The organism is Cupriavidus basilensis (genome assembly GCF_000832305.1).
GTDB lineage: Bacteria > Pseudomonadota > Gammaproteobacteria > Burkholderiales > Burkholderiaceae > Cupriavidus > Cupriavidus basilensis_F.
Genome location: NZ_CP010536.1, coordinates 3,275,855 through 3,301,173 on the forward strand (window position 1 = coordinate 3,275,855; position 25,319 = coordinate 3,301,173).

At 67.2% G+C, this 25,319-nt stretch carries 22 protein-coding genes; 18 read left to right on the forward strand and 4 right to left on the reverse strand.

Translation table 11 applies throughout. The features are described from left to right. The first annotated feature begins 6 nt into the window (after positions 1 to 6). Together RR42_RS40735 and RR42_RS15145 are read left to right on the forward strand one after the other, a co-directional pair. Positions 7 to 1,443: an NfeD family protein gene (locus tag RR42_RS40735; protein WP_043352169.1), complete on the forward strand. Its 1,437-nt coding sequence runs from the start codon at positions 7 to 9 to the stop codon at positions 1,441 to 1,443. A 2-nt stretch (positions 1,444 to 1,445) separates the two neighbouring features. Next, positions 1,446 to 2,207, forward strand: coding sequence for a slipin family protein (locus tag RR42_RS15145; RefSeq protein ID WP_043352171.1), 762 nt, complete (start codon positions 1,446 to 1,448; stop codon positions 2,205 to 2,207). 289 nt (positions 2,208 to 2,496) lie between these two features. On the opposite strand, the gene alaS is transcribed toward RR42_RS15145, so the two are convergent. Beyond that, entirely contained in the window at positions 2,497 to 5,121 is a 2,625-nt protein-coding gene (alaS, locus tag RR42_RS15150; RefSeq protein ID WP_043352172.1) for an alanine--tRNA ligase, read from the reverse strand. A gap of 344 nt (positions 5,122 to 5,465) precedes the next feature. On the opposite strand from alaS, the gene RR42_RS15155 reads away from it, so the two are divergent. The 3 genes from RR42_RS15155 (at position 5,466) to RR42_RS15165 (ending at position 8,417) form a co-directional block, all read left to right on the forward strand. Continuing rightward, a complete protein-coding gene (locus RR42_RS15155) occupies positions 5,466 to 6,686 on the forward strand; it encodes a CaiB/BaiF CoA transferase family protein (RefSeq protein WP_043348367.1) in 1,221 nt (406 codons plus the stop codon). A 203-nt stretch (positions 6,687 to 6,889) separates the two neighbouring features. Beyond that, positions 6,890 to 7,345 carry a DUF2214 family protein gene (locus tag RR42_RS15160; protein WP_043348371.1) on the forward strand — a complete coding sequence of 152 codons (456 nt, stop codon included), beginning with the start codon at positions 6,890 to 6,892 and terminating at the stop codon, positions 7,343 to 7,345. Between the two features lie 49 nt (positions 7,346 to 7,394). Continuing rightward, positions 7,395 to 8,417: a tripartite tricarboxylate transporter substrate binding protein gene (locus RR42_RS15165; RefSeq protein WP_043348375.1), complete on the forward strand. Its 1,023-nt coding sequence runs from the start codon at positions 7,395 to 7,397 to the stop codon at positions 8,415 to 8,417. 118 nt (positions 8,418 to 8,535) lie between these two features. On the opposite strand, the gene RR42_RS15170 is transcribed toward RR42_RS15165, so the two are convergent. Further along, positions 8,536 to 10,266 (reverse strand): potassium/proton antiporter, encoded by a 1,731-nt coding sequence (locus RR42_RS15170; RefSeq protein WP_043348378.1) that lies wholly within the window; start codon positions 10,264 to 10,266, stop codon positions 8,536 to 8,538. 317 nt (positions 10,267 to 10,583) lie between these two features. Between RR42_RS15170 and RR42_RS15175 the strand changes: the two genes are divergently transcribed. Both RR42_RS15175 and RR42_RS15180 read left to right on the forward strand, forming a co-directional pair. Continuing rightward, complete coding sequence (locus RR42_RS15175) at positions 10,584 to 11,045, forward strand: tripartite tricarboxylate transporter TctB family protein (RefSeq protein ID WP_043348382.1); 462 nt, start codon at positions 10,584 to 10,586, stop codon at positions 11,043 to 11,045. 12 nt (positions 11,046 to 11,057) lie between these two features. Further along, positions 11,058 to 12,560, forward strand: a complete 1,503-nt coding sequence (locus RR42_RS15180; RefSeq protein WP_043348385.1) for a tripartite tricarboxylate transporter permease — start codon at positions 11,058 to 11,060, stop codon at positions 12,558 to 12,560. Between the two features lie 445 nt (positions 12,561 to 13,005). Here RR42_RS15180 and RR42_RS15185 read toward each other — a convergent pair whose 3' ends face one another. Next, positions 13,006 to 13,923 carry a LysR substrate-binding domain-containing protein gene (locus RR42_RS15185; RefSeq protein WP_043348388.1) on the reverse strand — a complete coding sequence of 306 codons (918 nt, stop codon included), beginning with the start codon at positions 13,921 to 13,923 and terminating at the stop codon, positions 13,006 to 13,008. A 259-nt stretch (positions 13,924 to 14,182) separates the two neighbouring features. Between RR42_RS15185 and RR42_RS15190 the strand changes: the two genes are divergently transcribed. The 5 genes from RR42_RS15190 (at position 14,183) to RR42_RS15210 (ending at position 19,346) form a co-directional block, all read left to right on the forward strand. Continuing rightward, positions 14,183 to 15,160: a Bug family tripartite tricarboxylate transporter substrate binding protein gene (locus tag RR42_RS15190; RefSeq protein WP_043348391.1), complete on the forward strand. Its 978-nt coding sequence runs from the start codon at positions 14,183 to 14,185 to the stop codon at positions 15,158 to 15,160. A 70-nt stretch (positions 15,161 to 15,230) separates the two neighbouring features. Then, entirely contained in the window at positions 15,231 to 16,856 is a 1,626-nt protein-coding gene (ggt, locus tag RR42_RS15195) for a gamma-glutamyltransferase (RefSeq protein WP_043348394.1), read from the forward strand. Positions 16,857 to 17,119: 263 nt separating this feature from the next. Continuing rightward, positions 17,120 to 17,980, forward strand: coding sequence for a PhzF family phenazine biosynthesis protein (locus RR42_RS15200; protein ID WP_043352174.1), 861 nt, complete (start codon positions 17,120 to 17,122; stop codon positions 17,978 to 17,980). Positions 17,981 to 18,103: 123 nt separating this feature from the next. After that, positions 18,104 to 18,724, forward strand: coding sequence for a pyridoxamine 5'-phosphate oxidase family protein (locus RR42_RS15205; RefSeq protein ID WP_043348398.1), 621 nt, complete (start codon positions 18,104 to 18,106; stop codon positions 18,722 to 18,724). Between the two features lie 4 nt (positions 18,725 to 18,728). After that, complete coding sequence (locus RR42_RS15210; RefSeq protein WP_043348400.1) at positions 18,729 to 19,346, forward strand: FMN-binding negative transcriptional regulator; 618 nt, start codon at positions 18,729 to 18,731, stop codon at positions 19,344 to 19,346. Positions 19,347 to 19,399: 53 nt separating this feature from the next. Here the strand turns inward: RR42_RS15210 and RR42_RS15215 are convergent, their stop codons facing one another. Further along, a complete protein-coding gene (locus RR42_RS15215) occupies positions 19,400 to 20,839 on the reverse strand; it encodes a CoA transferase (protein ID WP_043348403.1) in 1,440 nt (479 codons plus the stop codon). Positions 20,840 to 21,053: 214 nt separating this feature from the next. On the opposite strand from RR42_RS15215, the gene RR42_RS15220 reads away from it, so the two are divergent. The 6 genes from RR42_RS15220 (at position 21,054) to RR42_RS37770 (ending at position 25,312) form a co-directional block, all read left to right on the forward strand. Next, positions 21,054 to 22,832, forward strand: coding sequence for a glutamine--tRNA ligase/YqeY domain fusion protein (locus RR42_RS15220; RefSeq protein ID WP_043348407.1), 1,779 nt, complete (start codon positions 21,054 to 21,056; stop codon positions 22,830 to 22,832). Between the two features lie 4 nt (positions 22,833 to 22,836). Next, positions 22,837 to 23,055, forward strand: coding sequence for an RNA-binding S4 domain-containing protein (locus RR42_RS15225; RefSeq protein ID WP_043348411.1), 219 nt, complete (start codon positions 22,837 to 22,839; stop codon positions 23,053 to 23,055). Between the two features lie 79 nt (positions 23,056 to 23,134). Beyond that, complete coding sequence (locus RR42_RS15230; protein ID WP_043352176.1) at positions 23,135 to 23,518, forward strand: MAPEG family protein; 384 nt, start codon at positions 23,135 to 23,137, stop codon at positions 23,516 to 23,518. Between the two features lie 11 nt (positions 23,519 to 23,529). Further along, on the forward strand, positions 23,530 to 24,132 hold the full coding sequence (locus tag RR42_RS15235) for a YceI family protein (protein ID WP_043348415.1): 603 nt from the start codon (positions 23,530 to 23,532) through the stop codon (positions 24,130 to 24,132). Positions 24,133 to 24,277: 145 nt separating this feature from the next. Beyond that, the gene (locus tag RR42_RS15240) at positions 24,278 to 24,589 is read left to right on the forward strand and encodes a hypothetical protein (RefSeq protein ID WP_043348418.1); all 312 of its coding nucleotides are present in this window, start codon (positions 24,278 to 24,280) and stop codon (positions 24,587 to 24,589) included. Positions 24,590 to 24,607: 18 nt separating this feature from the next. Further along, positions 24,608 to 25,312 (forward strand): alpha/beta hydrolase, encoded by a 705-nt coding sequence (locus tag RR42_RS37770; protein ID WP_052494645.1) that lies wholly within the window; start codon positions 24,608 to 24,610, stop codon positions 25,310 to 25,312. Positions 25,313 to 25,319: the final 7 nt, after the last annotated feature.

Here is a 25,319-nt window from a genome sequence, read left to right on the forward strand (position 1 = left end):
GTCCCGATGCTCCTGAGATGGCTTGCAACGGCCGTCTGGCTAGCCCTCGCTGCCTTGGTGGCGACACCGCTGGTCCCCGCCACGCTGGCCAATGCGCAGGCGAGCGCGAACGCGGCCGCCGGCGCCGTTCCCCCCGTTTTCGTCATACCGCTCAAAGGCGCGATCGGCCCGGCCAGCGCGAGCTTTATCGAGCGTGGCATGGCGCGCGCTCGCGATGCCGGCGCACAGTTGATCGTGCTGGAAATGGACACCCCGGGCGGACTGGACCTGTCCATGCGCGAGATCATCCAGGGCATCCTGGCCTCGCCGGTACCGGTGGCGAGCTACGTCTATCCGGGCGGCGCGCGCGCGGCCAGCGCCGGCACCTACATCCTCTACGCCAGCCATATCGCCGCGATGGCGCCTGGCACCAACCTGGGCGCGGCCAGCCCGGTGCAGATCGGCATTGGCGGGCCACAGAAACCGGAGGCGGCCCCAGGCTCCGCCTCCGCCCCTGCCGGCGCGCCGCCGCAGGACACCATGGAGCGCAAGCAGATGCACGACGCCTCGGCTTATATACGCGGTCTGGCGCAATTGCGCGGGCGCAATGCCGAGTGGGGCGAACGCGCGGTGCGCGAGGCGGTCAGCCTGTCGGCCAGCGAGGCGGTCGCGCAGAAGGTCGCGGACCTGATCGCCCCCGACCTGCCCGCCCTGCTGCGCGCCGTGGACGGCAAGCACATCCAGGCCGCCGGCACGGAGCGCGTGCTGCGCACGGCGCACGCGCCGGTGCAGGTGCTGGAGCCAGACTGGCGCGACAGCTTCCTGGAGGTCATCACCGATCCCAGCGTGGCGCTGATCCTGATGATGGCCGGCATCTACGGCCTGATCTTCGAGTTCTCCACGCCGGGCATGGTGGTACCCGGCATTGGCGGCGCGATCTGCCTGCTGCTGGCGCTGTTCGCGCTGCATATGCTGCCCGTCAGCTACGCAGGCCTGGGGCTGATCGCACTGGGCATTGGCTGCATGGTGGCGGAGCTATACCTGCCCACCTTTGGCGCACTGGGCGTGGGCGGCATCATCGCCTTCATCTTCGGCGCGGTGATGCTGATCGATACGAATGTCCCCGGCTTCGGCATTCCGCTGTGGCTGATCGGCAGCCTGGCACTGGCCAGCGCGGTGTTCCTGTTCGCCGTCTGGACGCTGCTCTGGCGCGCCCGTCGCATGCCCTCGATCAATGGCGGCGACGCGATGATCGGCATGCCCGGCGTGGTGCTGGAGGATCTGTGGGATGACGGCTGGGCCGAAATACGCGGCGAACGCTGGCAGGTGCACAGTGCCATGCCGATGACGCACGGCCAGCGCGTGCTGGTCATCGGACGCCACGGGCTGCTGCTCGAGGTGCGCGCCATGGACGGCGCGCAGGCAAGCGCCACCCCGATTCCCCCATCCACTCAAGGAGCATGATCATGGCGTTCGGATTCGGCGCAGGCGGTCTGGTCTTCATCATTGCCTTGCTCATTGTTTCCTCGATCCGCGTGCTGCGCGAGTACGAACGCGGCGTGGTGTTCATGCTGGGGCGCTTCTGGAAAGTGAAGGGTCCGGGGCTTGTGATCCTGATCCCGGCGGTGCAGCAGATGGTGCGCGTGGACTTGCGCACGGTGGTGATGGACGTGCCGCCGCAAGACGTGATCTCGCGCGACAACGTGTCGGTCAAGGTGAATGCGGTGGTGTACTTCCGCGTGATCGACCCGGAACGCGCCATCATCCAGGTGGCGAACTTCCTCGAGGCCACCAGCCAGCTGGCGCAGACCACCTTGCGCTCGGTACTGGGCAAGCATGAGCTCGACGAGATGCTGGCCGAGCGCGAGCAGCTCAACATCGACATCCAGAAAGCGCTCGATGCCCAGACCGATAGCTGGGGCATCAAGGTCTCCAACGTGGAGATCAAGCACGTCGACCTCAACGAAACGATGATCCGCGCCATCGCGCGCCAGGCCGAGGCCGAACGCGAACGGCGCGCCAAGGTCATTCATGCCGAGGGCGAGTTGCAGGCCTCGGTGAAACTGCTGGAAGCCGCGCAGATGCTGGCAAGGGAACCGCAGGCGATGCAACTGCGTTATCTGCAGACGCTGACGCAGATTGCCGGCGACAAGAGCTCGACGATCGTGTTTCCGCTGCCCATCGACATCCTGACGCTGATGGGGAAGCTGAGCCGCGAGTCGACGTGAAAAAAGGCGCCTGGGGCGCCTTTGGGATGCTACTGGGAGGATTCGGACTGCTGCCAGTTTGCGCCCCTCTCCCCCTGAGGGGGAAGGGCCGGGGGAGAGGGCGGGCGCTCGTTACGCCTGCGTGCTGGACAACACCGCGGGCTTCGCTTCAAGTGGCTCCTGGCTAAGCCACCCCTCTCCCCGTCCCTCTCCCCCTGAGGGGAGAGGGAGAGACAGCCGTCGTCATGGCACGCGGTTTTGGCCCGTTCCTCGGCTGCGGCGAATGCCTCAGATCTGCCTCAGGCCTGCCTCAGACCTTGCTCGCGACCCACTCGCCGACGCCTGCCAGCGCCTGCGGCAGGTTGGCCGGCTCCGTGCCGCCAGCTTGCGCCATGTCCGGACGGCCGCCGCCCTTGCCGCCGACCTGCTGCGCGACAAAGTTGACCAGCTCGCCGGCCTTGACCTTGGCGGTGGCATCGGCAGTCACCCCGGCGATCAGGCTGACCTTGCCGTCGGCCACTGCGCCCAGCACGATGGCCGCGGTGCCCAGCTTGTCCTTGAGCTTGTCCATGGTTTCGCGCAGCGTCTTGACGTCGGCGCCGTCGAGCTGTGCGGCCAGCACCTTGATGCCCTTGACGTCGATGGCCTGCGCCGCCAGCTCGTCGCCTTGCGAGGCGGCCAGCTTGCTCTTGAGGCGCTCCAGTTCCTTCTCCAGCGCGCGCACTTGTTCCTGCACCTGCCCGATACGCGGCACCAGCTCGGACGGCTGCGCCTTGAGCGCGGCGGCAGCTTCGTTCAGCTTGGCGTCCAGCGCCTGCAGGTAATGCAGCGCGTTGTCGCCGGTGATGGCTTCGACGCGGCGGATGCCCGCTGCCACGCCGCTTTCCACCACGATCTTGAACACGCCGATATCGCCGGTGCGGGTCACGTGGGTGCCGCCGCACAGTTCCTTGGAGCTGCCGATCGACAGCACGCGCACATCGTCGGCGTACTTCTCGCCGAACAGCGCCATCGCGCCGCTCTTGACCGCGTCGTCGAAGGGCATGACTTCAGCACCGGTGGCTGCGTTCTGCAGGATCTCGGCGTTGACGATCTCCTCGACGCGACGGATCTGCTCGTCGGTCATCGGCGCGTTGTGCGAGAAGTCAAAGCGGGTCTTGTCCGCGTCGACCAGCGAGCCCTTCTGCTGCACGTGGCTGCCCAGCACTTCACGCAATGCCTTGTGCATCAGGTGAGTGGCCGAGTGGTTGCGCACGGTGCGCGCGCGGCGCTGCGCATCCACCTGCGCGGTGACGCTGTCGCCGACCTTGAGCGCGCCGCCCGCCAGGGTGCCCTGGTGGCCGAACACATCGGCCTGCACCTTGGTGGTATCGACCACGCTGAACACTGCGCTGCCGCTCTTCAGTTCGCCCTGGTCGCCGGCCTGGCCGCCGGACTCGGCGTAGAACGGCGTGTTATCCAGCACGATCACGCCGGTCTGGCCCGGCTGCATCGTGTCCACGGATGCGCCGTCCACATACAGCGCGGTGATTTTCGCACCGTCCACGCCCAGCTTTTCGTAGCCGTGGAAGGTGGTCTTGTCGCCCTTATACTCCAGGCCGGCCGCCATCTTGAACTTGCCGGCGGCGCGGGCCTGCTCGCGCTGGCGGCTCATGGCCGCGTCGAAGGCGGCTTCGTCCACCGTCATTTCCTGCTCGCGGCACACGTCCTGCGTCAGGTCCAGCGGGAAGCCAAAGGTGTCATGCAGCTTGAAGGCAAGTTCGCCGTCGAGCACGGTACCGCCCTTGGCCTTGACGTCGGCCAGTGCCGCGTCAAGGATGGACATGCCGTTCTCGATGGTTTCGAAGAAGCGCTCCTCTTCTGCCTTGAGTACTTCCACGACGCGCGCTTCGGCGTCGGACAGTTCCGGGTAGGCTTGGCCCATCTGACCCACCAGATCGCCCACCAGCTTGTGGAAGAACGGGGTCTTGCGGCCCAGCTTGTAGCCGTGGCGGATAGCGCGGCGGATGATACGGCGCAGCACGTAGCCGCGGCCTTCATTGCCGGGGATCACACCGTCGACGATCAGGAAGGAGCACGCGCGGATGTGGTCGGCGATGACCTTCAGCGAATTGTTGTTGAGATCGGTGGTGCCGGTCTCGCGCGCAGCGCCCTTGATCAGTGCCTGGAACAGGTCGATCTCATAGTTGCTGTGCACGTGCTGCAGCACCGCGGCGATGCGCTCCAGGCCCATGCCGGTGTCGACGCAGGGCTTGGGCAGGCGCGGCATATTGCCTTGCTCGTCCCGATTGAACTGCATGAACACCAGGTTCCAGATCTCGATGTAGCGGTCGCCGTCTTCCTCGGGAGATCCCGGGGGGCCGCCCCACACATCGGGGCCGTGATCGTAGAAGATTTCCGAGCATGGGCCGCAGGGGCCGGTGTCGGCCATCTGCCAGAAGTTGTCGGAGGCGTAGCGCGCGCCCTTGTTGTCGCCGATGCGCACGATGCGCTCGGGCGGCACGCCGACTTCCTTGGCCCAGATGTCATAGGCTTCGTCGTCTTCCGCGTACACCGTGACCCACAGCTTTTCGGCCGGCAGCTGGTAGACCTTGGTCAGCAGCTCCCACGCGTACTGGATCGCCTCGCGCTTGAAATAGTCGCCAAACGAGAAGTTGCCGAGCATTTCAAAGAACGTGTGGTGACGCGCGGTGTAACCCACATTCTCCAGGTCGTTGTGCTTGCCACCGGCGCGCACCGAGCGCTGCGACGAGGTCGCGCGGGTGTACGGGCGCTTGTCGGTGCCCAGGAACACGTCCTTGAACTGCACCATGCCGGAGTTGGTAAACAGCAACGTCGGATCGTTCCCCGGCACCAGGCTGGACGAGCGGACCACGGTATGGCCCTTCGATTCGAAGTACTGCAGGAACTTGCTGCGGATGTCGGAGACTTTCATGTTCTGGGCAAGGGCGTCCCACGTCATGGCAGGGCGCTGTCGGTCAAGATGGTTTTGCAAACCGTTGATTATACGGGGAAGCCTGAGCGCGCGGCATTCCGCCGGGGATTCGCCGGGGTTTCGCCTCGCACCGCCCGCAACACCGCGCCCCGCCGCGATCCGCAGCCGGTCGCGATGTGCTCCCGGCGGCCTGCCGGTGGTAAAGTGCTGGCTGTCCCAGCCGGACGCCCCCGAGCCTGGTTTCGCGCCAGCCTCCGATTGCCCCGCAAGCCGCCACCCAGACCAGACGGCGGGGCCGCCCGGCCTTCCCTCGCCCACCCCTTGCCGGATCCGCAAACCACCCCATGGGAGCTTTAAGCCACCTCCGCGTTCTCGACCTGACCCGCGTTCTCGCCGGGCCATGGTGCGCCCAGAACCTTGCCGACTTTGGCGCCGACGTGATCAAGATCGAGCGCCCCGGCGCCGGCGACGATACCCGCACCTGGGGGCCGCCCTGGCTGCAGGACGGCGAAGGCCGCAATACCGCGGAAGCTGCCTATTACCTGGCAGCCAACCGCAACAAGCGCTCGGTGACCTGCGATATCAGCACGCCCGAAGGCCAGGAACTGGTGCGCGCGCTGGCCGCCCAGAGCGATGTGGTGCTGGAGAACTACAAGGTCGGCCAATTGAAGAAGTACGGCCTGGACTACGACTCCCTCAAGGCGATCAAGCCGGGCCTGATCTATTGCTCGGTGACCGGCTTCGGCCAGACCGGCCCCTATGCGGCGCGCCCGGGCTACGACTTCATCATCCAGGGCATGGGCGGCTTCATGAGCCTGACCGGCGAGCGCGACGACCTGCCCGGCGGCGGCCCGCAGAAGGCCGGCGTGGCGATCTCCGACCTGATGACCGGGCAGTACGCCACCATCGCCGTGCTGGCCGCGCTGGCCCACCGCGAGCGAACTGGCGAAGGCCAGTACATCGACATGGCCCTGCTCGACGTGCAGGTGGCCATGCTGGCCAACATGAACACCAACTACCTGGCCAGCGGCGAAGCGCCCAGGCGCTGGGGCAACGCCCACCCCAATATCGTCCCCTACCAGACTTTCCAGGCGGCCGACGGCTGGATCATCGTGGCGGTAGGCAACGACGGCCAGTTCCGCAAGTTCGTCGTTGCCGGCGGACGCCCCGAACTGGCCGACGACCCGCGCTTCGCCACCAACCCGCAGCGGGTTGCGCATCGCGACGTGCTGGTGCCGATCATCGCCGACATGGTCAGGCCGCGCACCCGCGCCCAGTGGATCCTCGACCTGGAAGCCGCCGGCGTGCCCTGCGGCCCGATCAACACGCTGGACGACGTGTTCGAGGATGCCCAGGTCAAGGCGCGCGGCCTGCGCGTGGACCTGCCGCACCCGAGCGCCGGCGAGGTCAAGCTGGTGGGCAGCCCGATCAAGATGAGCGCGACGCCGCCCGAGGCCGTGCGCCACCCGCCGCTGCTGGGCGAGCACACTGACGCGGTGCTTGGCGACATGCTGGGCTATACGCCGGACCAGATTGCCGCGCTGCGCGCCAAGGGCGTGCTGTAAGGTGCTTGCCGCTGTGTGCCTGCAGTGGCGGGGCGCACAGCGGCAAGCCGAAGTTTGTCGTCGTTGCAATTGCCTTCGTTGTTGCCTTCGTTGTTGCCATAGCCGTTGCCGTTGCCGTTGCCGTTGCCGTAGCGAACAAAGCAAGAACCCTGACCCCGCGCGCGCCGGCGTACGGCGCATGCCTGACCACAAGAGGAGTTTGGATGCTGACCGACGCCCTGCTGGCCTTCCTGCACTACACCTTCATCTTCCTGCTGATCGCCTTGATGACCGCCGAAGCGGTCGTGCTGCGCCCCGGCATGACGCCGCCCGTGCTCAAGCGCCTGTCGATCTACGACCTGCTCTACTTCCTCACTGCCATGGCGGTGCTGGCCAGCGGCCTGCTGCGGCTGTTCTACGGCGCCAAGGGCGCACAGTTCTACCTGCACAACCCGTGGTTCCACGCCAAGATCACCGTGTTCGTGGTGATCGCCCTGTGCTCGCTGCCGCCCACCTTCGCCATCCGGCGGTGGCGCCGCCAGGCGCGCAGCCTGCCAGACTTCGTGCCCATGCCGGCCGAGCTGAAGTCCGCGCGGCGCTGGGTCATGATCCAGGCCCACCTGCTGATCCTGCTGCCGCTGTGCGCGGTGATGATGGCGCGCGGCGTCGGCATGAAATAGGCCGCAGCGCCTGGTGCACCAGATTCCCAATCCAACCCGACGCATCTCCATGCTCAAGAAAAAACTCGCCGCGGCATTGCTCGCCGCCGCCCTGCCCGCTATCGGCACCTTTATTGCCGTTAGCGCCACGCCTGCCGCCGCGGCCACCGCCTACCCGTCCAAGCCGCTCAAGTTCGTCGTGCCCTACCCGGCCGGCGGCCCGCTGGACACGGTGGCGCGCGCCATCGGCGACAAGCTCAAGGACAGCCTGGGCCAGCCCGTGGTGGTGGAAAACCGCCCGGGAGCCGGCGGCAATATCGGCGCCGACTACGTGGCCAAGCAGCCGGCCGACGGCTACACCATCGTGATGGGCGCCGTGGCCACCCACGCCATCAACCCCAGCCTCTTTGCCAAGATGCCGTACGACCCGGTGAAGGACTTCAGCCCGATCACGCTGGTGGCCGACGTGCCCAACGTACTCGTCATGCACCCTGGCAAAGCCGCCGAGTTGCATATCAACAATGTGCGTGAGCTGGTGGAATACGCGCGCAAGAACCCCGGCAAGCTGGACTACGCCTCGGGTGGCAACGGCAGCGCGGGACATTTGTCGGGCGAGCTGTTCAAGAGCATGGCCAAGGTCAGCATGGTCCACATCCCCTACAACGGCGCCTCGCCCGCGCAGCTGTCGGTGCTGTCCGGCCAGACCGACATGATCTTCGATAACCTCGCATCCGCCGCGGCCAACATCAAGGCCGGCAAGCTCAAGGCGTTCGCCGTCACCACCGCCACCCGCGCCGCCGCCCTGCCCGAGCTGCCCACTATCGCGGAAGCCGGCAAGGGGCTCGGCCTGGAAGGCTTCGACATCTCCACGTGGTTCGGGGTGTTCGCCCCGGCCAACACCCCGAAAGAGATCGTCGACCGCCTCAACCACGAGATCGTGGCCATCCTCAAGACCGACGACATGAAGGCAAAGCTGGCCCGCATCGGCGCCCAGCCGGCACCGACCACGCCGGAGCAGTTCGGCGCACTGGTGCAGCGCGAGCTGAAGAAGTACGCGCAGATCGTGAAGGTGTCGGGCGCCAAGGTGGATTGATACGCTCGGAGCATTTGCCGAAGCCGCCGAACAGGCCAATGCCTCGCGCCATGACGACGGCTGTCTCTCCCTCTCCCACCAGTGGGAGAGGGAGACCACCCGCGCAAATCCTGCTTTGTCAGGCCGCCTCCTGCTCCGCGCGAGGCAACAACAACCCCACCTGAATAATCCGCGGCCCGTCCATCCGCGTCACCGTGAGCTTCAGCCCTGCTATCTCGACGGCGTCGCCCTCCACTGGTGGTGATGTAAAGGCCTCCTGCATAGCGGCTTCCAGGGTCCGTGCCGCCTCGGCAGGACTCAACTCCCGTGTCCCGTAAAGCCCCGCCACATCCCGCAGCATGGCCTCCCCGGACAGCAGGAAATCATGGCTAGCCTTGCCCCAGGCAAGCGCCGGCCCAGGCCGATGGAACAACAGTGCCAGCATCGGCACGCTGGTCCCCGGCGCCAGGATCGACACCATATCCCCATCCCGCAGCACGGTCTGATCGGGCGCAGCCAGCGCTTCGTCCCGCACCACGGTCAGCAGCCGGCAACGGGGCGGCAATTCGAGCTGGTCGGCGCGCAGGTCTTCAGCCGGCGAATCGGCCTCGACCCTGAACTGCATCACCTCCAGCGCCGGCCCATGCGTGCCCCGCAGCCGGGAGCGGGCCAGCGGCTCCGGATAGGCGGGACGCAGCACGCGCGCCAGCCGCGCCGCCAGCGGCACGGTGGTGCCCTGCAGCAGCAGGCTGGTCAGCACCACCGCAAAGGCGATGCGAAACAGCAAGCCGGAATCCGGCATGCCCTGAAGCATGGGAAACAGCGCCAGCACGATCGGCACCGCCCCACGCAGGCCCATCCAGGCCACGAAGCCCTTCTCCCGGGCACTGAAGCGAAACGGCAGCAGCGCCAGCCAGACCGCAGCCGGGCGCGCCACCAGCATCAGGAATGCCGCCACCGCCACCGCCGGCAGCGCCACCTCCCAGATCCGGTGCGGCGCCACCAGCAGGCCAAGCAGCAGGAACATCGCGGACTGAGACAGCCAGGCCATGCCGTCCATCGCCCGCATGGTGTCGGGGCCTACCGCGCGGTCGCGGTTGCCCACCAGGATGCCGGTCAGGTAGACGGCCAGGAAGCCGCTGCCGCCCGCCGTCTGCACGATGGCGAACACCATGGCGCCGCCCGAGCACAGCAGGATGGCCTGCAGGCCTTCGGCCACGCGAATGCGCTCCATCACGTTGGCCATGCAGTAGCCCAGGCCCAACCCGAGCAATCCGCCGACCCCGAACTGCACTACCAGGCGCCACAACAGTGCGCCGGGACTCAGGCCCGCGGGCGCGGCGATCCAGTCGATCAGGGTGAGGGTCAGGAAGATGGCCATCGGGTCGTTGATGCCGGACTCGATCTCCAGCACGCTCGCCACCCGTTCCTTGAGCCGGATGCCGCTGGTATTGAGCAGCGAGAACACCGCCGCGGCATCGGTCGAGCCGACGATGGCGCCCAGCAGCAGGCCGAGCTTCCAGTCGATCTCCAGCACCCAGGCGGCAAACAGGCCCACCAGGCCGGTCGTGACCAGCACGCCCACGGTCGCCAGCGACAGCGAGGGTTTCAGCGCCACCCGGAAGGTGGCCAGCCGGGTGCGCAAGCCGCCATCGAGCAGGATCACCGCCAGCGCGAGGTTGCCGACCAGGAAGCTCAGCCAGGTATTGGAGAAGCGGATGCCACCGGGGCCATCCACGCCGGCCAGCATGCCTACCGATAAAAACACAAGCAGGAACGGCACGCCCACGCGCGCCGAGAAGGCGCCCACCACAATGCCCAGCGACATCACGACGGCGCCGATCAGGATGACATGGTCGATGCTTTCCAAAACGGCTTTCCCTTTTCCCTTTCCATGCCGTGCCGCATCGGCCACGGGCTGCGCACGCATCGGCAACGGCAGTGCAGCCGTTGATGATAGCGCAGCCCTATGACCACTCTGCCGCGCAGGCGTGAAAGCGGCCCCTGGATGTCTCCTAGGGAGATACCCGCAGATTGACCATTTTTGCAGACATCTGAAAGGTAGCTGAAAGGTCGCCCCCTTAATTTCCTCCCTGCCAGCGGCGGGACGGTTGCGCGCGCGCTTTTGACGCACCGCAACATCCTTAGCCGCACGGATTTCAAGCAGTTTTTTCGAGGAGAATCATTTTGCGCATTCGTAGCCAAAAGGACTTTGCCTCCGGCCTGATGTTCATCCTGGTCGGATTCAGCTTTTCCTGGGTCGCACGCGGGTATTCCATGGGTACTGCCGCGAAGATGGGCCCCGGGTATTTCCCGTTCTGGCTCGGCATCGTGCTCGCCTTGCTCGGCGCGCTGGTGCTGTGGAGTTCCCTGTCCGCCAAGAAGGAAGAAGACCAGCTCGCACGCTGGGACATCAAGACCCTGTTGTGGATCCTGGGTTCGGTGGTGCTGTTCGGCCTGATGCTCAAGCCGCTGGGCATGGTGCTGTCGGTGCTGGTGCTGGTGCTGGTGTCGTCGATGGCCAGCCATGAATTCAGCTGGAAGGGTGCCGTTGTCAACGCCATCGTCCTGGTGATCATCAGCCTGGGCGCCTTCGTCTACGGCATCAATCTTCAGATGCCGGTGTGGCCGGCATTCTTGGCAGGATAAGGAGACGGCCATATGGAACTACTAGCCAACCTGGGCCTGGGCTTCTCGACCGCCCTGACCCTGCAAAACCTCGCATACGCCTTCCTGGGCTGCGTGCTGGGCACCCTGATCGGCGTGCTGCCGGGCCTGGGGCCTCTGGCCACCATCGCCATGCTGCTGCCGGTGACCTACACGCTGCCGCCGGTGGCCGCGCTCATCATGCTGGCCGGTATTTACTACGGCGCCCAGTACGGTGGCTCCACCACCGCCATTCTGGTCAACCTGCCGGGTGAATCGTCGTCGGTGGTGACTACCATCGATGGCTACCAGATGGCCAGGCGAGGGCGAGCGGGGGTGGCGTTAGCCACCGCCGGCCTGGGCTCGTTCTTCGCCGGCTGCGTGGCAACCCTGATCCTGGCCGCGTTCGCAGCGCCGCTGTCGGAACTGGCCTTCAAGTTCGGCCCAGCCGAGTACTTCTCGCTGATGGTGCTGGGCCTGATCGGCGCCGTGGTGCTGGCTTCGGGCTCGCTGGTCAAGGCCATCGCCATGATCGTGCTGGGGCTGCTGCTGGGCCTGGTCGGCACCGACGTGAACTCGGGCGCGGCGCGCTTCTCGTTCGACGTGCCTGAGCTGACCGACGGTCTGAATTTCGTCTCGGTCGCCATGGGTGTGTTCGGCTTCGCGGAAATCATCGCGAACCTGGAGCAAAAAGATGCCCGCGAAACCTTCACGGACCACATCACCAACCTGTTCCCGACCAAGGCTGACTTCAAGCGCATGATCCCGGCAGTGCTTCGCGGCACGTTCCTGGGCTCCGCGCTGGGCATCCTGCCGGGCGGCGGTGCGGCACTGGCTTCGTTTGCAGCCTACTCGCTGGAAAAGAAGACCTCGAAGTTCTCGCATGAGTTCGGCAAGGGCGCCATCGAAGGCGTGGCAGGTCCGGAATCGGCCAACAACGCCGCGGCGCAGACCTCCTTCATCCCGCTGCTGACGCTGGGCATTCCGCCCAACGCCGTGATGGCGCTGATGGTGGGCGCGATGACCATCCACAACATCCAGCCGGGCCCGCAGGTCATGACCAGCAACCCCGCGCTGTTCTGGGGCCTGATCGCCTCGATGTGGATCGGCAACTTCATGCTGATCATCCTGAACCTGCCGCTGATCGGGATCTGGGTCAAGCTGCTCAAGGTGCCTTACCGCTACCTGTACCCGGCCATCCTGGTGTTCTGCTGCATCGGCGTGTACTCGGTCCAGAACACCACGTTCGACGTGTTCCAGACCGCGGCCTTCGGCGTGATCGGATACCTGTTCATCAAGCTCAAGTGCGAGCCGGCGCCGTTGCTGCTGGGCTTCGTGCTGGGACCGATGATGGAAGAGAATTTCCGCCGCTCCCTGCTGCTGTCGCGCGGCGAGTTCAGCGTGTTTCTGACCCGCCCGCTGTCGCTCGGCCTGCTGATCGCGGCCGCCGTGCTGGTCCTGATCGTGGCGCTGCCGTCGATCAAGAACAAGCGCGAGGAAGCTTTCCAGGAAGAATAAGAGAGCAAGTCCCGCGGCCGGTATCCGTGCCGGCTGCGAGCGACGCTGCCACAGAAGTCCCTCAAGGTGCCGCAAGGCACCTTTTTTCATGCCCGCTGCGGCGCCCGGATGCTGGCGGCAAGCGCGCCAGCCAGCCCTCTGCCCGGGCTGCGAGCCCGGTACCGGGCCGAACGCCATGGTGCGGACCGGCTTGATCCCGCAGAACTCCAGCGCGGTCTTGCGCATCTGGCGGATGCCCGGCATGCGGTAGATCCATTTGAAATATCGGGGCGGCGTATCCATGGTCACCAGCAGATGCGCCGAGCGGCCGTTCAGGAGCTGCTCGGGAAAGCTCGGCGATTGGTACGAAACGCCAGTGGCATCCGGCGGTTGGCCCTGGCTTGGCTGATGGCGCGAACCTTGCCGCAAGCGCTTAACAGGGTAAGGCGTGCCCTCAGGGACAGACTCAAGCCCCCCCGAGGTGCCTTTCGCCGGCGCCAGGGGCATCGAACAGGCCTGCGCAGGCGTCCCGCACGGCCGCCGTGACGTGGCGGCGCGCCTGGTCGCGCCGCTCCAGCATGCCGATGGTGCGCAGCACCGGCGCGCCGCCGATTTCCAGCGGCAGGATGCGCAGCGCCTCGTCCTCCAGCCAGCGTGCACGCTGCAGCAACGGCACCACGGTCACGCCCACCTGCTGGCGCACCAGCTCGACGAGCGCCTCGATCGAGTTCAGCTCGAGAAACTCATTGACGCGCAGATGCGCGCGGCGCAGCGCCCGCGCAACCAGCATGCCGGTGCGCTGTCCGCGGTCGAAACGCAGGAAGGGGTTGGCCGCCAGCGCTTCACGCGCGTTCGCGCCCGGGCTGTCGCGCCCGGCAATCGCCACCAGCGGCTCCTGGTAAAGCGGCGTCCACACCAATGTGCCGGGCAGGCGGCCTGCCCCTTCCACCAGCATCGCCGCATCCAGCTCACCGGACTCCACCTGCGCCGCCAGCTCGATCGACTTGGCGCTGACCAGGCGCACGTCCAGTGCCGGGTACTCGCGCTTCATGCGCGCCACCACATGCGACAGGCCGCCCATGACCGACACCACCGCGCCCACCGCTACCGCGCCAGCCATCGCGTCCGGCGCTTCCGGAGGCAGCCGCATCTCGTCGTAGAGCGCTAGCATGCGGCGCGCCTGCGGCAACAGTTCGCGCCCGCCGGCATTGAGCGCCACCACCCGGCCGCCCCGGTCGAACAGCTCGCGGCGCAGCTCCATCTCCAGCGCGCGCATCTGCAGGCTGACCGCGGCCTGGGTCAGGGCCACCCGCTCGGAGGCTGCGGCAAAAGAGCCGTGGTCGGCCACGGCGACGAAGGTGCGCAGGAAACGGATGGTGCTCATGGGGAGAACGTCATGATGTGCGGCTTGGTGTGTGCGGGTTGGTGTGCGGGTTGGCCTATGTCTTGTTCGGCGCACCAATACGGCGCACCAATACTTAAGAAAACCTTTAGACATAAGAAAGAAATATTAGCTTTCATTATGATGACCTGCACGGAATAATTGATCCGCAGCACCGCCTGGCAGCATCCGCGGCGGGGTGTGTTGCCCGAGGGCCGGCCCCGGCCTGCGTTTGCCTTGCTTCCCCGATCCGGAGATCACCATGAAACACTGGCTGCGCCTGTTTGGCACGAGCCTCGCCACGGGACTTGCGCTGAGCGCCGTCCCGGCACTCGCCGACACCTACCCCAACAAGCCGATCCGCCTGATCGTGCCATTCCCGGCCAGCGGCGCGACTGATTTGCTGGCTCGCGCCATCGCGCAGAAAGTGGGCACCAACATGGGCCAGCAGATCGTGGTCGACAACCGGCCCGGCGCTGGCGGCGCCATCGGCTCCGACATGGCCGCCAAGGCCCCGGCCGACGGCTACACGCTGCTGATCGCCACGACCAGCACGCATTCGATCGGGCCGTACATCAACACACGCCTGCCGTACAACACCGAGACCGACTTCACCCCGATCGGCCAGGTGGCCATCGCCACCAACGTGCTGGTGGTGCCGAACAGCCTGCCGGTGAAGAACGTCAAGGAGCTGATCGACTACGCCAAGAAGCATCCTGGCGAGCTGAACTACGCATCCAGCGGCAATGGCACCGTGGTGCACCTGACCGCCGAAGCCTTCAAGGCGCAGGCCGGCGTGTTCATCACGCACATCCCGTATCGCGGCACCGCGCTGGCCGTGCCCGACCTGATCTCCAACAAGGTGCAGATCCTGTTTGACAGCATCGTCTCGGGCCTGCCGCACGTGAAGGACGGCAAGCTCAAGGCGCTGGCCGTGACCAGCCTGAAGCGCTCGCCGCTGGCACCCGAGATCCCGACCGCCAGCGAGTCTGGCCTGCCCGGCTTCGAGTCCGATACCTGGTTCGGCATCTATGGCCCCAAGCACATGCCAGCCGAGCTGGTGAACCGCCTCAACGCCGAGTTCAACAAGGCGATCCAGGCGCCCGACGTGAAGGAGCGCCTGGGCAAGCTGGGCGCGGAACCCGTTGGCGGCACGCCGGCCCAGTTCGCCGCGATGGTCAAGAAGGACAGCGCGCGCTGGGGTAAGCTGATCAAGGATCGCAAGATCACCGTGGAATAACGTACGAGCGCTGGCAAGCCCGCCGCGGCATTGCGGCCAAGCGCTGCCAGCGCATCGAACCGAGACAAGCATGCAGAACTTCAACTGGACCAATCCCTACCCTTCCGTGCGCATCCCGCTGTTCGCGCGCAACGTGGTGTCCACCTCGCACCCGCTGGCGGCGCAGGCCGGCCTGCGCATGCTGCTCAAGGGCGGCAACGCGGTCGATGCAGCCATCGCCGCGGCGGCGGCCATCACCATCGTCGAGCCGGTCTCGTGCGGCCTGGGCAGCGATGCTTTCGCGATCCTGTGGGACGGCAAGGAAATGCATGGCCTGAACGCTTCGGGCGTGGCGCCGGCGGCATGGAGCCCCGAGTATTTCAAGAGCAAGTACGGCACGGATGCCAACGGCATCGCCAAGCGCCCCGTGCGCGGCTGGGACGCCGTCACCGTGCCGGGCGTGATCGCCGGCTGGGCCGCGCTGCATGAGCGCTTTGGCAAGCTGCCCTTTGCCGAGCTGATGGAGCCCGCCATCGAGATCGCCGAGCGCGGCTATGCCGTGCCGCCGGTGGTGGCGCACAAGTGGGCCGCCGCCGTGCCGGAACTCAAGGACCAGCCTGGCTACGCCGAAGCCTTCATGCCCAATGGCCGCGCACCCAACGTGGGCGAGAAGTTCACGCTCAAGGCTGCCGCCGACACGCTGCGCAAGATCGGCGCCAGCAATGGCCGCGCCTACTACGACGGCGAGATCGCCGAGAAGATCGTCGCCTTCAGCAAGGAATGCGGCGGCGCCATGACGGCCGACGACCTGCGCAACTACAAGCCGGACTGGGTCAAGCCGATCAGCAAGGCCTATCGCGGCTTTGAGCTGCACGAGATCCCGCCGAATGGCCAGGGCATCGCCGCGCTGGTGGCGCTGGGCATCCTCGGCCAGTTCGACTTGGCCGCGCTGCCGGTGGACTCGGTCGAGTCGCAGCACCTGCAGATCGAGGCGATGAAACTGGCCTTTGCCGACCTCTATCGCTACGTGGCGGACCCTGGCAGCATGGAAGTCACGCCCGAGCAGATGCTGGACGACGCATACCTGAAATCACGCGCCAAGCTGATCGACATGGAGCGCGCCACGCACTTCGATTTCGGCATGCCCAAGGTCGGGGGCACCATCTACCTGAGCGCCGCCGACGAGAACGGCATGATGATCTCGTTCATCCAGTCGAACTACATGGGCTTCGGTTCCGGCGTGGTCGTGCCGGGCACCGGCATCAGCCTGCAGAACCGCGGCGTAGGCTTCTCGATGGACCCGAAATCCCCCAACGTGGTGGCCGGCGGCAAGCGCCCCTTCCACACCATCATCCCGGCCTTCCTGACCAAGGACGGCCAGCCGGTGATGAGCTTCGGCGTGATGGGCGGCGACATGCAGCCGCAGGGGCATCTGCAGACCGTGGTGCGCATGGTGGACTACAACCAGCAGCCGCAGGCGGCCTGCTGCGCGCCGCGCTGGAAGGTCAACCGCGACTTCACGCTGGACGTCGAATCCACCATGGATCCGGCGGTCGTTGCCGGCCTGAAGGCGCGCGGCCACCAGCTCAAGTCGGTCGACGACCCGTACATGGATTTCGGCTCGGGGCAGTTTATCTGGCGCCTGTCGGATGATGCCGAGCATGGCTATGTGGCCGCCAGCGACAGCCGGCGCGACGGGCAGGCCGTAGGATTTTGAGTACCGGTAGGTAGTACTGGGAGCGCCCACCGCAAGGTGGGCTTTTTTTGCCTGCACTGCCCTGGATACGGAACTGCACGGCGTGCGCGCCGACGGGCGTTTGCTGGTTGGCATCGGCTGCGTCGCTGAGAGCCATGCGCTGAGCCGGGCGCTTCACCCAACTGTCCGCAACTGGCCTGCTTGCCAAAGCAACGACTGTGCATGGCGTGCGCCGCGTAGGGCACTACACTGAGGCCTTCACCTTTGCTTTCGCCCCGGCCGCCATGACCACCTACGCTTTCCGCCTGCTCAACGTCTTTGCCGAATCCACCTTCGGCGGCAACCCCCTGTGCGTGTTCGAGGATGCGCGCGGGCTCGACACCGCCACCATGCAGGCCCTGGCACTGCAGTTCAACCTGTCCGAAACCACCTTTATCCTTCCCTCCGAGCAGGCCAGCGCGCACGTCCGGATTTTCACCACGGGCTACGAAATGCCCTTTGCCGGCCATCCCACGCTGGGCACTGCCCATGTGGTGCGCGACCTGGCCGCTACCGGCGACGCGCTCACGCTGGCGTTCAAGGCGGGCGTGGTGCCGGTGACCGCGCAGGGCGACGTGTGGACCTTCACGGCGCCGCATGCGGGTGCGCCCAGGACAGCGCCGGCGGGCCTGCCGGATGCGCAGATGGCATCGCTGCTCGGGCTCGCCGAGACCGACTTGCTGGCGGCACCGATCTGGGTCGACACTGGCGCCGACCAGTTGATGGTGCCCGTGAAGAGCGTGGACGCGGTGCGCCGTGCGCAGCCTGACAGCGCACGCCTGGCGTCCTGGCCGCAGAGCAGCCTGGGCCGCAAGACCGCTTACGTCTTCGCGTTCGACCCGACCCGGCCGGGCCAGGTGGTGTCGCGCTATTTCTTCACCAAGCAAGGTGGTGGCGTGGCCGAGGACCCGGGCACCGGCTCGGCCTGCGCCAACCTGGGCGGCTGGCTGATCGCCAACGACCACGCGCTGCCGGCCGCCTACCAGGTCGCGCAGGGCGAGGCGGTCGACCGGCCGTGCACGCTGCGCCTGGAAGTCACCGGTGAGCAGGCCATCCGCGTGGGCGGGCGCGTGATCGAGCTGGGACGCGGCACCATCAACCTGTAACGCGCAGGACTGCGGCGTCAACGCAACAGAGGGCGCGCTACTGCGTTACAGTGAGCGTCTGCCCGGTCTTCCCAACGCCCCGACGAGCGCCCCACATGCGCCGCCCCATATGCGCCACCCAACATGACCACGCCGCACGCCCTGACCACGCTGGCCGAGCTGGAGGCCCACTACGCCGAAGCCGGCGAAGCCTCGCTCGCCAAGGAAGTCGACTACCTGCACCCGCACTACCGTGCCTTCGTCGAGGCCGCCCCGCTCTGCCTGCTGTCCACGGTGCGCGCGGAGTACGCGGAAGTCTCCCCGCGCGGCGATGCGCCGGGCTTTGTGCAGGTGCTCGATGAGCGCACCCTGCTGCTGCCGGACCGGCGCGGCAACAACCGCCTGGACAGCCTGCGCAACATCATCGCCGACCCGCGTGTGGGCCTGCTGTTCCTGATCCCGGGCGTCAACGAGACCATCCGCGTGGCGGGCACCGCCCACGTCTCGGTGGACCCGGCGCTGATCGCGCGCTGCATCGTGGATGGCAAGGCGCCGGCGACCGTGCTGGTGATTTCGATCCAGTCGGTGTTCTTCCAGTGCGCCCGCGCGCTGGTGCGCTCCAGTCTGTGGGCACCGGAATCCCAGGTGGCGCGCAGCAGCCTGCCGAGCAACGGCACCATCCTTGCCGCCGTGAGCCGCGATCCCTTCGACGGCGTCGCCTACGACGAGTCGCAGCCCGCGCGGATGAAACAAACCCTGTATTGATCCCATGTACACCCCATCCCACTTCGCCAGCACCGAAAGCGACGCCATCGACGAGGTCATGCGCCGCTACCCCTTTGCCACGCTGGTCGGCAACGACGCCGACGGGCTGCCGTTCGCCACCCACCTGCCGGTGGTGGCCCAGCGCAGCGGCGACGCCTGGCAGATCGAAGGCCATATGGCGCGCGCCAACCCGCACTGGCGCTGGCTGGAGCAGACGCCCAGCGCCCTGCTGGTGTTCCAGGGGCCGCATGGCTATGTGTCGCCATCGTTGTACGAGCAAAAGCTGTCGGTGCCGACCTGGAACTACGTGGCCGTGCACGTGTACGCAGAGATCGCCACCATCCATGACGCCGACGCCAAGGATGCGCTGCTCAAGCGGTTGATCACGCAGAACGAGCCCGGCTACGCCGCGCAGTGGCGCGCGCTGCCGGAGGATTTCCAGCAGAAAATGCTGGGCGCGATCGTGGGCCTGCGCATCGTGCCCACGCGCATCGAAGCCAAGTTCAAGCTCAGCCAGAACCGCCCGGCGGGCGACCGCGCCCGCATTCTCGCGGCCCAGCAGGAAGGCAGCCCCACCGAGCGCGACATGGCGGACTGGATGGCGCGCATGACGGGCGCATGAAGAACGCCTGAAGCCCCCCTCACGGCCAGCTTCGAACCCAGCCCGTGCGCCGCTCAGGCGCGCGGCAGCCACTCAGGCGCGTGCGTGCCCAGGGGCACCGATGGCAGCGCCCAGTACGCGGGCGTCTCGGACAATCGCCCCGCATGCGACACCGCGCGCAATTCGCCAAAGCCCGACGGCAACGTCACCAGCAGGTCTTCCACGTCCTCGAAGCACGGGTCCGGTGCCTGCAACCCGCCCTCGACCCGGCCCAGGCCGCGCAACCACTGGCCAACCTGCGCCAGCGACACCCGCACATGCCAGCTGCCGCCCTCGGCAGCACGGCGATGCAGGCCGGCCATGGCGCCAAGCGCCAGCAGGTAGCCGGCTGCATGATCCAGCACTTGCGCCGGCAGCCGCAGCGGCTCGTCGCTGTGCGCCGCGAACGCTTCGGCATGATTGAAGCCACTGGCAGTCTGCACCAGCGAATCGAAGCCGCGCTTGCCAGCCCAGGGACCCACATGCCCATAGGCGCTTAACGTCACATAGACGATGCCCGGGCGGGCGCGGGCCACCGCCTCCGGCCCCGCACCCAACTCCGCCAGCCCCTGCGGGCGATAGCCCTGGATCAGCACGTCGGCGCCGTGCAGCAGCTTGTGCAGGGCGCGCTTGTCGTCGGGGTCGCGCAGGTCCAGCTGGCAGGCGCGCTTGCCGCGCCCGGTGTCGATCACCAGCGGGGCAATGCTGGGCAGATGGGCCGCGCTCACATGCAGCACATCGGCGCCATGCGCGGCCAGCGTGCGTCCGGCTACCGGCCCGGCGATGATGCGGGTGAAATCCAGCACGCGCACGCCGCACAGTGGGCGCGCGCCGGTGGCGGGCAGCGCGGCAAGCGGCTGCGGCGGCGCTTCGCCGATGCGCTCGATGGTCAGTGGCGGCATGCCGTGCAACGCCTGCCCCTGCGCATGGCGGTCCCATTCGTCGAAGCTGCGCAGGGCGGCCACGACCAGGCCGGCCTCGGAGGCGGTGGCCTCGAAGGCCTCGGCATCCCATTTCTGCAAGGCTGAGCGCACCGCGGCGGGATCGTGCAGGCAACCCAGGATGCGCAGCACGCCGTCCCGATGATGGGGAAAATTGGCATGCACGCGTACCCAGCGCCCGTCACCGCAGCGGTAGAGGCCAGACACCTTGTCGCGGAACTCCGGCGCGGGCTCGCCGCCCACACGCAGGTAGCGCTCGCTGCGGAACTCGGCCACGGCGTGGCGCATGTCGACGGCCACGTCCTGCCAGCGCCCGCTGCGCTGCTGCCACAGCATGGCGGCGGCCAGCGCCGACGCGCCCAGGCTGGCCTGGGCGGCCGTGCCCACGGCGAACGACGACGGCAGCACCGGATCGGCACCGCTGAGCTGCAGCCGGTCCAGGGCGGCGGCTGGCAGCCCGGCGGCCAGCCAGAGCCCGGCTACGGCGTCTGGCGGGGTTGGGCGGGTGGTTTGGGAAATAGTTGGCGTCGGCATGGCGGCAAGGCTCCACAGGGCGGGTGCGCTCTCTCCATCCTAGGCCGCGCCGGGTGTTTTTGCGCCCGGGCGCGGAGTTTGCACGACTCTGGTCCCCGGCACGGTAAAATCACCCGATCCGGCATTCCGCCATGCAATCGAGCAGCGCGGCAGGCTGCGCGCCAGACTCCGGCCGCCGCCCCGCCTCCTGACTTAACCGCCCACCGGCGCCACCATGAGCAACGACCCCAAAGCCAACGACAGCACGACCGCCGCATCCAATTTCCTGCGCAGCATCATCGACCAGGACCTCACCGCCGGCACCTACGCCGGCCGCCAGGATGCCCAGGGCGAGCCGTTGCCCCCCGTCATCACCCGCTTCCCGCCGGAGCCCAATGGCTACCTGCATATCGGCCACGCCAAGAGCATCTGCGTGAACTTCGGCATGGCGCGCGATTTCGGCGGCCGCTGCCACCTGCGCTTCGACGACACCAACCCGGTCAAGGAAGACACCGAGTACGTCGATTCCATCATCGACGCGGTGCACTGGCTCGGCTTCAGCTGGGACACCACGGCCAAGGACGGCAGCAAGCAGCCGCACCTGTATTACGCCAGCGACTACTTCGACCAGCTCTACGCCTTCGCCGAAAAGCTGATCGAGCGCGGCGTCGCCTACGTGGATAGCCAAAGCGCCGAGCAGATCGCCACCAACCGCGGCGACTTCTCCCGCCCGGGCACGCCCTCGCCGTTCCGCGAGCGCAGCGTCGAGGAAAACCTGCAGCTGTTCCGCGACATGCGCGACGACAAGTACGCCGACGGCGAGCACGTGCTGCGCGCCAAGATCGACATGAACGCGCCCAACATCGTGATGCGCGATCCGGTGATCTACCGGATCCGCCACGCGCATCACCACCGCACGGGCGACAAGTGGTGCATCTACCCGATGTACGACTTCACCCACTGCATCTCGGACGCGCTGGAAAACATCACGCATTCGCTGTGCACGCTGGAGTTCGAGAACAACCGCCCGCTGTACGACTGGGTGCTGGCGCAACTGCGCGAATGCGGCGTGTTCAGCGAGCCGCTGCCGCACCAGTATGAGTTCGCCCGCCTGAACCTGACCTACGCCATCACCAGCAAGCGCAAGTTGCTGCAACTGGTGGTTGAAAACCGCGTGGACGGCTGGGACGATCCGCGCATGCCCACCATCGTGGGCGTGCGCCGCCGCGGCTTTACGCCGGAATCGATCCAGTTGTTCTGCGAGCGTATCGGCGTGGCCAAGTCCGATAGCTGGATCGACATGAGCACGCTGGAAGGCGCCGTGCGCGACGACCTCGACGCGCGCGCCGCGCGTGGCGCCGCCGTGCTCGATCCGCTCAAGCTGATCCTGGACAACTACCCCGAAGGCCAGAGCGACGACTGCACGGCGCCGGTGCATCCGAAGAAGCCGGAACTGGGCATGCGCGTCTTCCCGCTCACGCGCGAGCTGTGGATCGAGCGCGACGACTTCAGCGAAGCGCCGCCCAAGGGCTACTTCCGCCTGTTTGCGCCCAAGGAGGACGGCACCCCGGGCAGCAAGGTGCGCCTGCGCCACGGCTACGTGATCGAATGCACGGGCGTGGACCGCGACGCCGACGGCAAGGTCATCGCCGTGCACGCCAACTACCTGCCCGAGACCCGCAGCGGCACGCCGGGCGCGGACAGCGTCAAGGTCAAGGGCAACATCCATTGGGTCAGTGTGGCGCATGCCTATGAAGCTGAAGTGCGTCTGTACGACCGCCTCTTCAACGACCCGAACCCGGACGCCGGCGGCAAGAACTTCCTCGACGCGCTGAACCCGGACTCGAAGAAGATCGTCACGGCCTACCTGGAACCCGGCCTGGCGCAAGCCGCTCCGGAGGATCGCTTCCAGTTCGAGCGCCAGGGTTACTTCGTGGCCGACCGCGTGGATTCGAAGCCGGGCAAGCCGGTCTTCAACCGCATCGTCGGGCTGCGTGACAGCTGGGGGAAGTAAGCCCATGCAAACCGTAACCTTCCCGCTGGAGGGCGAGCATATCGCCCTGAACGACCTGCTCAAGGTCGCCGGCGTGTGCGACAGCGGCGGCGCCGGCAAGGCGCTGGTGGCGGCCGGCGAAGTCTCGGTCGACGGCGCGGTGGAATCGCGCAAGACCGCCAAGATCCGCGCCGGCCAGGTGGTCAGCGTGGCTGGCGTGAAGATCCGCGTGGTGGCAGCCTGAGGCCGTCGCGTTCGCGAGCACGCCCGGCGGCCGGCCAGTCCGGTCGCCGGGCGTTTTCCTCCAAGCAAAGGAAATGACGATGCCGATCGCATTCTGGTGTGTGCTGCTGGCGGGGATCCTGCCCGTCGTGACGGTGGGCGTGGCCAAGGCCAGCGGACGCGCCTTCGACAACCATGACCCGCGCGGCTGGCTGGAAAAGCAGGCCGGGCGCGCGCGGCGCGCGGACATGGCGCACCGCAATCACTTCGAGGCCTTCCCTTTCTTCGCCGCGGCCGTGCTGTGCGCCACGCACCTGCAAGCACCGGCGGCGCGCATCGATGAACTGGCGCTGGTCTTCCTCGCCGCGCGCATCCTGTACACCGTGTGCTACCTGGCAGATCGCGCCACCTTGCGCACGCTGTGCTGGACCGTCGGCTTCCTGTCGGTGATCGGTATCTTCCTGTTGCCGGTGTTCGTCCACTGAGGACACGCATCATGCGGCTTTCGGCAACTGTCGCTTGCGCGCTCTGCCTGCTGGCGCCATGCCTGCCCGGCACGGTGCAGGCGCAGCCTGTCAACTTCACGGTGGACCCGACGCACACCACGGTGTACTTCGCCGCCAGCCACTTTGAGCGCACCTCGGTGCGCGGCCGCTTCGGCAAGATCGATGGCCGCATCAGCTTTGACGAGGCCAGCGGCAGCGGCGCGATCGATTTCACGGTCGATGCCGACTCGGTCGATTCCGGCAACCGCACGCTGGACGGCATCCTGCGTTCGGCCCAGTTTCTCGATGCCCAGAATTTTCCCGTGGTCCGGCTGCGCGCGAATCGCTTCGTGCGGGACGGGGACCGGCTGGTAGCCGTGGAAGGCGAACTGACCCTGCACGGCGTCACGCAGCCGCTGCGGCTGGAGGCCGAGCGCTTCAGTTGCGGCGAGATCTCACTGTTCGGCATCAAGCGCCACGTTTGCGGCGGAGATTTCCGCGCCGTGCTCTCGCGCAGCGCGTTTGGCATGACCCGCTTCCTGCCGGACGTAGGCGATACCGTGGTTCTGACCATGTCGGTGGAAGCCATGCCGGCACTGCCGGCGCTGGAGTGACAGCCACGTCACGCTTGCCTTCTTGCCGCTGCGGCATGTCGGCCCCGCGACACCTGAAAGCCGGAATTCTTCTGTAGAATCAGCGGTTTGCATTTTTTCGGCAGGCCCTCTCGCGGCCTCCGCCTGAACGGGAAACCCGAGAACAATGATCACGATTCAAGTTGGGGATGTGGTGGCGGCCTCGCTAGCCGCCGCGGGCGCCTGCCTGCTCTGCAGCATCCCGATGGCCTTCCTGCGCAATTTCCCCGCGTGGGCCCTGCGCACCTATGGGCGCCGCGCACTGCTGGTGCCCCTGCTGATCCTGCCGGTAGGCAGCTGGCTGGCCAGCCTGGCCCTGTCGGGACAGATCGACAGCCCTGCCGGGCACGCCATGGTGATCGCCATCGCTTTTCTCTGCCTGACGCTGGCGTCGGCGCTGCTGCGCTACTACCTGAGCGATTACAAGAAATCCCGCTGAAGCGCCGCCAGGCCCGCCATGAGCACGCCCCTGCGCTTTGACATCGAGGCCGGCGCCGAAACGCTGGCTGCCGACCGCATCGACACCGGCAACGGGGCAAGCTGCCTGCTGCTGCACGGCGCGGGCACCAGCCACCGCGCGCGCTGGCTGGCCTTGCGCCAGGCGCTTGCCGCGCAGGGCGTGGGCAGCGTTGCCATTGATTTTTCCGGCCACGGCGAAAGCTCGGCGCGCACGCCTAACTCGCTGGCCAAGCGCCTGCGCGAGGCCCAGGCGGCGCTGGCGCACCTTGACGGCACCGCCCCCCGGGCCGTGATCGGTATCAGCATGAGCGGGGAAATCGCCGTGCGGCTGGCCGCCGACCCGCGCAACCATATCGGACGGCTGCTGACGCTGGTAGGCGCCGCCTATGACCCCGCCGCGTTCGAACTCCCCTTCGGCCCGGCCTTTACGGCAGTGCTGCGCACCCCCGGCAGCTGGCGCGCCTCGCTCGCCTTCGACCTCATTACGGGGTTCCGCGGCCGCCTGACGCTGGTGCGCGGCGCCGGGGATGCGGTCATTCCGCCCGGCATCGCCGATACGCTCGCCGAACGCGCCGGCCTGGCCGAGCGCGTGGAGGTGATCGACCTGCCGGATACCGGCCACTTGCTGGGCGAGGCCTGGCAGAACCAGCCCGGCTTTGCCAACAGGCTGAGTGCGATCGCGCTACGCGCCGTGGGCGCCTGAGCGCGCA